Below are 11,302 nucleotides of genomic sequence, written 5' to 3' on the forward strand. Positions count from 1 at the left end.
CCTGCCGCTTTGTACTTTTTTATCCAGGCATAGAGGGAGGTTATTTTTCCCCGTTTTACGGGAATCCGTTTTTTGAATTCTGAATTAAATGTTAAATTGGGGCGGGTTTAATCCTAAACGCATAAGTTCCGCTAACATAAATATTACATATTATTAAGTTTATCAAGGAATTGAAAAAATTAATAATGAAAAATTAGTTCATGAAAAAAGGACAAAGACTTTGGACTAGAGATGAACTAGTCTTAACCATAAATCTTTATTGCAAATTACCTTTCGGAAAATTACATAAATCAAACCCTCAAGTCATTCACCTTTCTAATTTACTCGGAAGAACACCTAGTTCTATAGCGTATAAACTAGTTAATTTTGCAAGTTTAGATCCAAGCTTACAGGCAAGAGGCATTAAAGGTGCAGCTAATACCAGTAAACTTGACAATGAAATTTGGAATGAATTTTATAATAATTGGAATGATTTACCATATCAAAGTGAAATACTTCGGGCTAAATTTGAACAAATTCCAGTTGAGTTTTTAAATAATATTAAATTAGATGATATACCAAAATCAGGTTTCTATAGAGAGTACACAATTAAATCGAGAGTAAATCAGGCATTTTTTCGACAAATGGTTTTAGCCTCTTACGATTCAAAATGTTGTATTACCGGAATAAATATTCAAGATTTATTAGTAGCTGGTCATATAAGGCCTTGGGCAAGTGATGAAAAAAATCGGATAAACCCAGAAAATGGGCTTTTAATAAATTCTTTACACGATAAAGCTTTTGAAAACGGATGGATTTCTATTGATGATAAATACAAATTTCAAGTTTCATCAAAAATTAATCAATTCTTACCGAATGAAATGATCGAAAAAAATTTCCTCCATTTTGCAAACAAGAAAATTTCTTTACCTAATAAATTTTTACCCAATCCAGAATTTCTCAAAGAACATTACGAGCAAAGATTTAAAAAATAAAATGGCTATTATGGATGATTAAATACTATTAGGCATATTTTAACTATCTGTATTAGTATGAAATATAGGAAGTCTGAAGAGCTATTATATCAATATTCAGCACAATTCAAAAAACTCAATCGAGGTTATTCCAAAAATCTCGGTCGAGCGCCCCATAAACCTGTATTATTGCTTTCAGTAATTCAACTAATTGCAAAAGGAGTAATAACCACTAACAAAATATTCATTGACCATCATTTAATGCTAGCATTTCAAAATAATTGGAAATTATTAGTAGATACTGGTCACTCAGAAAACTTTGCTCTACCTTTTTTTCATTTACGCTCTGAACCTTTTTGGCATTTAGTTACAAGGCCTGGAAAGCAATTAAGCTTAACCAGTTCAAAAAGTATTAAAAGCTTTAATAGCTTGAACCAAACCATAGCTTTCGCTGAAATCGACAAGCAATTATTTCATTTATCACTTCTTCCTGAAAATCAGTTATGGTTTGAACAGCTATTAATTGATTCATATTTCCCAAATATTAAATCCTATTATAAAAGACCAGAGAAATATTCAGAAGAATTAGAAATTGAAAATGAAATTTTGAATGAACCTTCCGAAAAATATCAAGCTCATATTTCAGAATTAAAATCAAAGCTTGAAGAGAACCAATTTGAGGAAGAAATTTTTATAAGAGGCAGCCTATTTAAAAAAACTATACCCAGAATTTACGATTTCACTTGCTGTATTTCAGGATTAAAAATAAGGTCTTCTCATAATGTACAAATGATTGATGCTTGTCATATTTATCCTTTCAGCATATCAAATGATGATACAGTAACTAATGGTATTGCTCTTTCTCCAACGCTTCACCGAGCATTTGACAGAGGAATAATCACTATAAATTCAAATTATATTGTAAGAGTTTCACCATCTATTGAGGATGAAAGCGAACAATTCCCAATTTCTAGATTTGATGGCAAGCAGATTCAACTTCCGAAAAATAAAAATTGGTATCCTTCCCAGGAATCACTAAGTTGGCATAATAAAGAAATATTTCTTCTTTAGAGATCAATCAAAATAATTAGTTTTTCACTTAAGAAATTCGATGAAAGAAAATTGTATATCTTTCGAATATATGTTTCGAGACGGAGGTAATTATAAGACCTTTGGAAATATTGTATTCAGCAATAAATTCAATAAATCGATTCAAGATTTAACCAAAGAAATAAAGACTGTTTTGATTGATGGGGAATATTTTTATCCGAATGATGCAGGTATTCCTAGATTTGATCAAATTGTTATAGATCTGGATTCAGATCCTAGTTGGTATGAGTTTTTAGGAGTCGAAGCATCAAATCAGAAGACAACTGATAATAGAGATATTTCAGAGTTTATATTGGCATTGAAAAACACATAAAAATTTTTCGTACCTTCTATCTCTCTATAAACCCGAAGCTTATGCAAGGTCCTAAAAAACAGCCCCCGCTAATAAAAGCCTACACCTCAAGATTTAGTTTCAGGGAGTCCTGTGATTTTTTGCTGGATTATAACGGCTTTATGCTGAGCGATCAAAAAAGCGGGGAAGGGAAATTCATAAAAATCAGCTTCAACCGCAACCGACGCAAAGCCAAAAAACAACATTTTAAATGCTTTTATAAAATGCTTTCGGCATACGGGAGATCGCTTAATTAAAAGCCTTTGGCTTTTTGGGGTTTATGGTTTATTGTTTGTTGTTGGGGGTAAAAATTCAAAATTTCTACTCAATACTCCCTACTAAGTACTCCACACTAATCCTCAAATCCGCTTTTAAAAAACACCCGAAACAGCGTGCCTTCGCCGGGGGTGCTTTCCATATGAATGCGGCCGTCCTGGCTTTCTATCATTCTTTTTATAATATAAAGTCCCATCCCGGTGCCGTGAATTTCGGGGTGCAGCCGGGTCGATTTATGGAAAATATTGCGCTGTTCCTCCATCGGAATTCCCAGGCCGTTATCTTCAATACACAAAATCACAAAATCTTTTTCCCTGGTGGTGGTAATTTTTATTTCTGAAGTCTTTGAAGGGTCGCGAAATTTAATCGCATTATGTACCAAATTATAGATTATACTGCGCAGGTTGTTCTTCGGAAAAATAATTTCAGAAGCATTGTAATCTGTACGGATTTTGATTTCCTCCTTATCTATAACCTCCCGCAGCGCATCGATCACATCCCGGCATATTTCCTCGATATTCAACCGGGTCTCTGCATCGGCCTTCGGAAGTTCATTCGATTCTTTTGAGGTGAAATCGGTGATTAAATCATCCAGATGCCTGGTAGCCGATTTTAATGCCTCTATCCATTTATTGAATTTTTCGGTATCTCCGGTAGAATAGGCGGCTTTTAAGGCATCGGCCAGCATTGTCATAGAAGATATGGGTTGTCTCAGGTCGTGAGATAGGGCAAAGAGCAGCACCTCGTGCTCGGCATTGAGCTTTTCGAGTTCCTTTAGAGCGGTTAACCGGCTGGTGATATCTACAAAGGTGATAATTACCCCATTTACCACTCCTTTTTCGTGCTCCACATAGGGAATGATATTCATTTCGTACCATTTCCCATCGGTGGTTTGCACTTCTTTTTCCAGAATCTCCTGGGTGGCGATCACCTCTTTGATATTCTGAATTATCGTGGGATATTTAATATTATCCTTCACCTCGGCTATGTTGCGGTCTATGTCTTTATGCGACAGGGAAAATTGTTTCATCGCCGGAGGGGTGAAAATGCGAAGAATCAAATCGGAATCGACAAACAACTGCGGAATGATCGTATTGGCAAAATAATTTTCCAGATCGAAATTGAGTTTCCGAAGAGCACGAACGTTACTTTTTCCAGATTGTGACATAATAGATTGGGTGTTATCAGTACTTAAAACCCTAATCAATTATGCTATAGGGAATTATTAAAGCTTCTAGCTGAACTAAATTAAAAACAATTGCAAAGAGAGCAGTTCTATATAAATTAATTTTAACATTTGACGGGTCGGTTGCCGGTTGTCGGTTCTGGGTTGTCAGTTCTGGGTTGTGGGTTTCCGGTTGTGGGTTCTGGGTTATCGGTTGTTGGACAACTAACAACAAACACTAAACACCAACCAACTCACATTAGAAAACTGGCAACAGGCAACAGGCAACAGGCTACTGACAACAAGCACAAATACTACAAACTGCTCTGTGCATATTTACGCCACTTCTCAACAGCTGCCTGAATATCTTCTGGCACCGGACTTTCAAAATGCATTTTTTCTCCGGTTTCGGGATGGGTGAAGCCCAGGGTCCTGGCGTGTAATGCCTGGCGGGGCAGAATTTTAAAACAATTTTCTACGAATTGCTTGTATTTGGTAAAGGTGGTGCCTTTTAAAATTTTGTCTCCGCCGTAGCGCTCATCATTAAACAGCGTGTGCCCAATATGTTTCATATGTACGCGTATCTGGTGAGTTCGTCCGGTTTCCAATCTGCAGCTCACCAAAGTCACGTAGCCCAGTCGTTCCAGCACTTTATAATGCGTTACTGCCGGTTTGCCTTTTTCGGCTTCCTGGCCTTCGTAAACCGTATTCTGGAGTCGGTTTTTGGGGTGCCGGCCAATATTGCCTTCAATACTTCCTTCATCTTCTTCCACATTTCCCCAAACCAGGGCCAGGTATTCCCGCTCGCTGGTCTTATCGAAAAACTGTTTGGAAAGATGGGCCATCGCCTGTTCGTTTTTGGCGATTACTAAAAGTCCGCTGGTGTCTTTATCGATGCGGTGTACCAGCCCGGGACGCTCGCTGGAATTATTCGGCAAATTATCAAAATGATAAACCAGGGCATTGATAAGCGTGCCGCTGTAATTCCCGTGGCCGGGATGTACCACCATTCCGGCGGGTTTATTGACTACCAGCAGGGTATCGTCTTCGTAAACGATATCCAGCGGAATGTTTTCCGGCGTAAGCAAAAATTCATAAGGCGGATGCTCGAACATTACCTGCACCACATCGCCGGCTTTTACCTTGTAATTCTGTTTTACCTGCTGCTCGTTAACATAGATATTTCCGCTTTTTGCCGCTTTCTGAATCTTGTTCCGGGTAGCGTTTTCGATAAAATTCATCAGAAATTTATCTACCCTTAAAGGCTTCTGGCCTACATCGGCCTTAAATTTATGATGTTCGTAGAGCTCATCGTCCTGCTCTTCGATGTCGTTTTCTTCCTCTCTCATTAAAATTCCAGTTCTTCGTCTTCAGAAATAATACTATCCTGAGATTCCTCTTCTTCTCCTTCCAGTCTATACCTGCCCGAGCCATCGCCCAGCACCAAATCGATTACTGAAGTTTTCATAAGCTCATCCCCGGCTTCGATCTTTTCGCCTTTATGACGAAGCTCCAGAACCGCATCTTTCGCGATATCAGGTTTATAGCTTATCTGCCCGATTTCAAATCCAAGCGAACGCAAAGTGGGTTCGGCCTGCCGGCGGGTGCGGCGAATGAGATCGGGGACCATCACCTTGCGATAACCCGACGGATTTAGCGTAAGATAAATTTTGCGGTTCTCCTTTACAAATTGCCCGGGTTCGGGTACCTGCTCGATCACCGAATAACGCGGGAAATCGGGATTAAAATTTGCCGAATCCAGAATTTCATAGCGCAATTCCAGCTCATCCAGGCGTTGATCTACCTTATCTAGCGAAAGTCGGGCAAGGTCTGGCACCTCAATTCGCTGATCCTGATTGGTAGAAAAATCAAGCCATTTCATAGCCAGAAACGCGAGTACCACCACCGCGATAGCTGCCAGTACCAACTGAATTAAAAAAGTTTTACTGAAGATAAATCTAAATAATCCCATTATTTTTGTTTGAGTGAGCAAAGATATAAAACGCTGCTATGATTGATGTTTATTGTTTAGGGTTTATTGTTTTTTTGAACTACAAACAATAAACGACAAACACCAAACTACTAAAAATGAAAAAAAAGATCGCCATCGCAATGGGCGGATATTCCAGTGAGTACCGCATTTCCATCAACTCCGGAAATATGGTTTACAAACACCTGGACCGCGAAAAATACGAACCTTACCGGGTGCATATTTTACCTAAAGAATGGTTCGTGGTGACCGACGATGACAGCCCCTACCCCATCAATAAAAATGATTTTACGGTTAAAATTGGTGGAAAAACCATCTCGTTCGACTGTGTTTTCAATACCATTCACGGTACACCCGGCGAAAACGGATTGTTACAGGCCTATCTTGAGCTGGTGGGCATTCCGCAAACCAGCTGTGATTATTACCAGGCGGCGCTTACCTTTAATAAACGCGATTTGATAAGCGTTTTAAAGCCCTACGGAATCAAGTCGGCTACAAATTATTTTCTCAATAAAGGCGATAAGATCGATGCTGCGGAAATACTGGACCGGGTGGGTCTGCCCTGTTTTGTGAAGGCCAATCGCGCAGGCAGCAGTTTTGGGATCACCAAGGTGAAGACTGAAGAAGAATTGCTCCCGGCCACAAAAACCGCCTTTAAGGAAGACGATGAGATCATTATCGAATCTTTTCTGGACGGAACTGAAGTTTCTGTGGGTGTAATTACCTGGAAAGGCAAGGTACGGGCGCTTCCGGTGACAGAGATTATTTCAGAAAATGAGTTTTTCGACTACGAGGCTAAATACCTCGGAAAATCCCAGGAAATCACCCCGGCGAATATTTCTGAAGAGAAAACCAAACAGGTACAGGAAATCGCCAAAACCATCTATAAAAAACTAAAAATGCGAGGATTCACCCGATCGGAATTCATCTTTCATAATGGCGAGCCGCACTTTATAGAGATGAACACTACCCCCGGGCTAAGCCAGGCCAGTATCCTGCCTCAACAGGCCCAGGCTGCCGGGATAAGCCTAAGCGATCTCTACGGCAGCGCCATAGAAGCTGCTTTAAAATAACTAAAAAAAGCTCCTCCCTTTTTCAAGGGGAGGTGGCCGAAGGCCGGAGGGGTTTATAGTTGGAAGTAAAATTCACGTTCCAAAACAAACCACCTCTTTCTTCAGCTCCCGCTGAATTCAATCCCCTCCTTCAAAAGGAAGGGGAGCTCATTCCCAAAACAAGAAACACCAAAAACACAAAATTCAAAAGCTCCTCCCCTTTCCCAAGGGGAGGTGGCCGAAGGCCGGAGGGGTTTTCCGAAGAAATACCTACATTTATATTTTAAAAGAATTTATATGAAAAAAGCCGTATTCCCGGGTTCTTTTGATCCGATTACTCTAGGTCATACCGATATTATTGAACGTGCCCTGCCGCTATTTAATGAGATCATCCTGGCTATTGGAACTAACTCCAGCAAAAAATATATGTTTTCTTTAGAAGAGAGACTGAATTTTCTCGAGGAGACCTATAAAAATGAGCCTAAAATAAAAGTGATGACCTACAGCGGACTTACCGTAGATTTCTGTAAAGAGCAGGGAGCAGCTTTTATTTTGCGCGGTCTGCGCAATGCGGTAGACCTGGAATTTGAAAAAAGTATAGGCCAGACCAATTTTAAAATGGCGGGAATCGACAGTCTGTTTTTTATCACCTCTTCGGGCAAGAGTCATATTTCTTCTACCGTGGTACGTGATGTTATAAAACACGGCGGAGATTACAGTTTTATGGTACCCCCGGCCGTGCTTCAAAAATAGGCCTAGAAAATATAATTGAGATTGATTCCCGCATAATAATTCCTGGGCATTCCGGGGTAAAAATAGCGGGGCGCCGCCCCACCAAACCCAACGGCATTGGTAAGTACACTGGCCGCATAATGCTCATCAAGCGCATTATTGACCCCGGCATACACATTCATTTCCAAATCACGAAACAGATTGAAATTATAGGCCGCTTTAAAGTTTAAAAGCTGGTACGAATCGGTATAAAGCGAATTGGCATCATTCAGCGGAATTTCTCCTACAACCTGATACAGGCTTAAAAACTGAAATCCGGCATCAGTTCTCACATCCAAACCGAAATTTAGCGTAGAAGCCGGTGCCCCCGGGATCTCATTTCCGGAAAAATCCTGGTCATTATTGATAAAATCTTCAAACCTGAAAAAATTAAAAGCAGCATTGAAATAAGGATTCAGTGACAGTCCGTTAACCGGGCTAAAAGTATAGCTGCTTAGCAACTCGATTCCGTTATGCCGGGTTTCCCCTGCGTTGAGCCCCACATATTGATCTTCGGCTACTCGCTGGGCCACCAACAGATCTGAAATATGTATGGAAAAAGCAGAAATTTCGGTATAGAGCTGATTGTTCAACCAATTAGCTTTAAATCCGATTTCATAGTTCACCCCGCGTTCAGCTTTGAGATCGGTATTAATGCTGCCATCGGGGGTTAGGGTTTCGGCTACCGTGGGAATACTGAAGCCGTGGCTTACCGAGGCATAAATATTTTTGCCTGCAGCCAGCTCGTAGCTGCTGCCAAGCCGGGGCGAAAAAATTGTTCCGAAACGATAGTCTCCTGAAATATCGGTCTCCTCATCATAAAATAAATCTTCCAGGCTGTAACCGGTGGAATTTATACTAAAACCTGCCTCCCACCTCCATCTATCGGTAAGTTGCAAATTCATTTGAGCAAAAACATTGAGATAATTTCTTAGCTGCTCATTATTGCTTAATCTCGCCCCGCGCACACTCCCTGGAGTTTCGAATTGCCGAAAAATATTTTCGAAGGTGCCGGTTTCATACCATTCGTTGAAATATTCGGCACCAAAGGCAAAATCGGTTTTTTTAGAAAACAATTCTGAAGACAGATTAAATCGCGTCCTGGCCCCGGCCGAAACCCGCTCTTCTTTTAAAATATCGAAAGGCCTGGGTTCGTAAGCATCCCTGAAATTCATAAATACACTGGTAGAATTGCTTAAATTTTCAGAAAAACGGTGCTGGTAGGTAACCCCAATCAAACCCCTGTCATAAGACTCAAATCCACGGGACTGTGCCCAGTTGGCATCGGCAGTTTCAGGATTATTTCTGAAGTCGCTTTCGTTGATTGAACTTGGAATGTAGGCTTTAAGCCTGGTTAAATTTGCCAGAAATGAAAGGCTGTTATTTTCCGAAGTAAGCAATCGGGCATTTACCAACCCCGATTGCCGGGAGTATTCCCCATTCTCCCGAAAGCCATCGCTTTGCAAATCGGTAAATGCAATATTTATCCCAGAATTTTCAGAAGCCAGGCTGGCACCAATTACCTGTTTTCGGGTATTAAAACTTCCCATTTGAGAGCGCACCGAAATTTGACTTTCCTGCGGCATTTTTGAATACAGATTGATAGAACCTGCCAGGCCGGCACCATAAATACTGGAAGTTGGACCTTTGATTACCTCGATTCGGTCTAAAGTTTCAGCGTCAAAATCATCAAGTGTTAGTTCACCCTCGGCGGTAGTAAGCGGAATTCCGTCGAAATACGACTGAATTCGATTAGTGCTGTACTGTGCCCGGGTCCCAATGCCCCGAATATTGATTTTATTGGTATTTAGCGCCCCCACATTGGTAAACATCCCGGGCACGCGGTTAAAACTCTCGGTGAGGTTTACATTATCATTCCGCATTAATTCTTCCTGCGGAAGAAGACTTACCGAACCGGCCATCTCCCGTATTCTTGTAGGAATTGCGGTGCTGCGCACAATAACTTCAGATAAATTTTCGGCCAGGGGCTGCAAGCTTATTTGCAGCCTCAAGTCTGGTTGGTTAAAGCTGATGCTTCGGCTCACAAAGCCCAGGCTATTAAATTCCAGCAGCACCGGAAATTCTTCTATGTTGATACTGAAATTTCCCTGTTCATTAGAAACGCCGAGAATTTCTGAAGCCTGATTCAGGATAGTTACTCCAGCCAGGCTTTCAGAAGTTTCAGCATTATAGATGGTACCTTTTAAATTTTGGGCATTTCCTGCAGTGCCAAGAAGCAGCAGGAGCAGTAGTAGTTTTTTCAATTCAGTAATTTTTATTCGGCACTAACTTTCCAGATGATATTTCCGTCGTCATCGTTTACCAACAGGGAACCGTCGGGATGGGTAGTTACTCCTACCGGCCGGCCGTAAACTTCGCTTTTGGTTTCATCGGCGATAAATCCGCCAAGAAAATCTTCGGGTTGTCCTGCAGGTTCACCATTTTCGTCGAAAGGTACAAAAACCACTTTATAGCCCGAAAATGAAGCCCTGTTCCAGGAGCCGTGTTGACCTATAAATGCTCCGTTTTTATATTTTTCCGGAAACTGATTTTGGGTGTAAAACCAAAATCCCAACGAAGCGGTATGGGGCCCTGTAGCCACATCGGGCATCAGGCTTTCCGCGACCAATTCAGGATGAGGGTCCTCTTCCCACCGCGGATCTTTAATTTGGCCAAAATAAGAATATGGCCATCCATACCAGCCATCTTCTTTAACTCTGGTGATATAATCGGGCACCAGGTTATTGCCAATTTTATCTCTTTCGTTTACGGCAGTCCAAAGTTCGCCGGTAATTGGGTTCCAATCCATCCCCACCGGATTTCTTAAGCCGGCAGCATAGATTTTTTCTCCCGAACCGTCGGGGTTAATTTCAAGGATGGCGGCGCGACGTACTTCTTTCTCCATTCCGTATTCCCCCACATTACTGGCCGAACCTACAGAAATATAGATTTTGCTGCCATCTTCGCTGGCAATTAAATTTCGTGTCCAGTGATTATTGTAACCCCCGGCGGGTAAATCAAGGATCTTCTCCCCTTCTCCTTCCAGGCTGGTTGCATCCTCCTGATAGGGATAACGAACCAGGGCATTGGTATTGGCAACATAGAAATAGCCATTTAAAACCAGCATCCCGAAAGGTTGATTGAGATTATCCAGAAAAACCTCTCTTAGGTCTGGCCTTCCATCGCCGTTTTCATCTCTTAAGATCGTGATACGGTTCGCGCTGTTTTTGGTATTCGATTCTACCACGAAAATATCTTCGTTGGGCGCGACATAAGTCCAGCGGGGATGATCGAAACCATCGGCAAAACGCTCTACCTTAAAACCGGCAGGAGCCTGCGGGGTTTTATCGGCAGGCCATCCAATCACTTTGCTTTCTTTGCGAACAGATTCTGAAGAAAAAGGCGGCACCAATCTTAAGGGGCCCACACTGGTTTCGACCACATCGGGCTGCCGGGCGGCCAGTTCTTTTTTTCTTTCTTCGCTTAGGTTTTCGTTCACCTGGGCAAACAGACTGCCCGAGAGCAGCACTGCTGTGGTAAACAGGCAGGTAATCTTTTTCATAATGCAATGTTTTTGTTTAAAAATAAGCCTAAAATCCCTGCGCCAAAAGATGCGGTCTGGCTTTGGGTTTACTTTAACAGGTTAGAAAACTA

General features: G+C 41.4%; 11 protein-coding genes. 6 read left to right on the forward strand and 5 right to left on the reverse strand.

The features are described from left to right. The first annotated feature begins 200 nt into the window (after window positions 1-200). The 4 genes from ACW6QP_RS10440 to ACW6QP_RS10455 are packed head-to-tail and all read left to right on the forward strand — an operon-like array spanning window position 201 to window position 2,651. Window positions 201-974 carry an HNH endonuclease gene (locus ACW6QP_RS10440; protein ID WP_457910816.1) on the forward strand — a complete coding sequence of 258 codons (774 nt, stop codon included), beginning with the start codon at window positions 201-203 and terminating at the stop codon, window positions 972-974. A 57-nt stretch (window positions 975-1,031) separates the two neighbouring features. Next, window positions 1,032-2,024, forward strand: a complete 993-nt coding sequence (locus tag ACW6QP_RS10445) for an HNH endonuclease (RefSeq protein WP_457910817.1) — start codon at window positions 1,032-1,034, stop codon at window positions 2,022-2,024. Window positions 2,025-2,064: 40 nt separating this feature from the next. Next, on the forward strand, window positions 2,065-2,376 hold the full coding sequence (locus tag ACW6QP_RS10450; RefSeq protein ID WP_457910818.1) for a hypothetical protein: 312 nt from the start codon (window positions 2,065-2,067) through the stop codon (window positions 2,374-2,376). 41 nt (window positions 2,377-2,417) lie between these two features. Further along, window positions 2,418-2,651 carry a hypothetical protein gene (locus ACW6QP_RS10455; protein ID WP_457910819.1) on the forward strand — a complete coding sequence of 78 codons (234 nt, stop codon included), beginning with the start codon at window positions 2,418-2,420 and terminating at the stop codon, window positions 2,649-2,651. A 95-nt stretch (window positions 2,652-2,746) separates the two neighbouring features. On the opposite strand, the gene ACW6QP_RS10460 is transcribed toward ACW6QP_RS10455, so the two are convergent. From ACW6QP_RS10460 to ACW6QP_RS10470, 3 genes are all read right to left on the reverse strand, one after another. After that, the gene (locus tag ACW6QP_RS10460; RefSeq protein WP_457910820.1) at window positions 2,747-3,838 is read right to left on the reverse strand and encodes a sensor histidine kinase; all 1,092 of its coding nucleotides are present in this window, start codon (window positions 3,836-3,838) and stop codon (window positions 2,747-2,749) included. 311 nt (window positions 3,839-4,149) lie between these two features. Next, on the reverse strand, window positions 4,150-5,184 hold the full coding sequence (locus tag ACW6QP_RS10465) for an RluA family pseudouridine synthase (RefSeq protein WP_457910821.1): 1,035 nt from the start codon (window positions 5,182-5,184) through the stop codon (window positions 4,150-4,152). Further along, entirely contained in the window at window positions 5,184-5,807 is a 624-nt protein-coding gene (locus ACW6QP_RS10470) for a PASTA domain-containing protein (protein WP_457910822.1), read from the reverse strand. Before ACW6QP_RS10470 ends, ACW6QP_RS10465 begins: the two co-directional genes overlap by 1 nt. Window positions 5,808-5,923: 116 nt before the next feature. Here ACW6QP_RS10470 and ACW6QP_RS10475 point away from each other — a divergent pair, with 116 nt between their 5' ends. Next, on the forward strand, window positions 5,924-6,898 hold the full coding sequence (locus ACW6QP_RS10475) for a D-alanine--D-alanine ligase (protein ID WP_457910823.1): 975 nt from the start codon (window positions 5,924-5,926) through the stop codon (window positions 6,896-6,898). Window positions 6,899-7,174: 276 nt separating this feature from the next. Beyond that, window positions 7,175-7,630 (forward strand): pantetheine-phosphate adenylyltransferase, encoded by a 456-nt coding sequence (gene coaD / locus ACW6QP_RS10480; protein WP_457910824.1) that lies wholly within the window; start codon window positions 7,175-7,177, stop codon window positions 7,628-7,630. 2 nt (window positions 7,631-7,632) lie between these two features. Here the strand turns inward: coaD and ACW6QP_RS10485 are convergent, their stop codons facing one another. Further along, on the reverse strand, window positions 7,633-9,912 hold the full coding sequence (locus ACW6QP_RS10485) for a TonB-dependent receptor domain-containing protein (RefSeq protein WP_457910825.1): 2,280 nt from the start codon (window positions 9,910-9,912) through the stop codon (window positions 7,633-7,635). Window positions 9,913-9,923: 11 nt separating this feature from the next. Beyond that, complete coding sequence (locus tag ACW6QP_RS10490; RefSeq protein WP_457910826.1) at window positions 9,924-11,210, reverse strand: PQQ-dependent sugar dehydrogenase; 1,287 nt, start codon at window positions 11,208-11,210, stop codon at window positions 9,924-9,926. Window positions 11,211-11,302: the final 92 nt, after the last annotated feature.

It is taken from the genome of Salegentibacter haimaensis (assembly GCF_054121495.1).

Coding starts and splice junctions, on each gene's coding strand:
- ACW6QP_RS10440 (WP_457910816.1), top strand. CDS start 201: ATGAAAAAAGGACAAAGACTTTGGACTAGAGATGAACTAGTCTTAACC.
- ACW6QP_RS10445 (WP_457910817.1), top strand. CDS start 1,032: ATGAAATATAGGAAGTCTGAAGAGCTATTATATCAATATTCAGCACAA.
- ACW6QP_RS10450 (WP_457910818.1), top strand. CDS start 2,065: ATGAAAGAAAATTGTATATCTTTCGAATATATGTTTCGAGACGGAGGT.
- ACW6QP_RS10455 (WP_457910819.1), top strand. CDS start 2,418: ATGCAAGGTCCTAAAAAACAGCCCCCGCTAATAAAAGCCTACACCTCA.
- ACW6QP_RS10460 (WP_457910820.1), bottom strand. CDS start 3,838: ATGTCACAATCTGGAAAAAGTAACGTTCGTGCTCTTCGGAAACTCAAT.
- ACW6QP_RS10465 (WP_457910821.1), bottom strand. CDS start 5,184: ATGAGAGAGGAAGAAAACGACATCGAAGAGCAGGACGATGAGCTCTAC.
- ACW6QP_RS10470 (WP_457910822.1), bottom strand. CDS start 5,807: ATGGGATTATTTAGATTTATCTTCAGTAAAACTTTTTTAATTCAGTTG.
- ACW6QP_RS10475 (WP_457910823.1), top strand. CDS start 5,924: ATGAAAAAAAAGATCGCCATCGCAATGGGCGGATATTCCAGTGAGTAC.
- coaD (WP_457910824.1), top strand. CDS start 7,175: ATGAAAAAAGCCGTATTCCCGGGTTCTTTTGATCCGATTACTCTAGGT.
- ACW6QP_RS10490 (WP_457910826.1), bottom strand. CDS start 11,210: ATGAAAAAGATTACCTGCCTGTTTACCACAGCAGTGCTGCTCTCGGGC.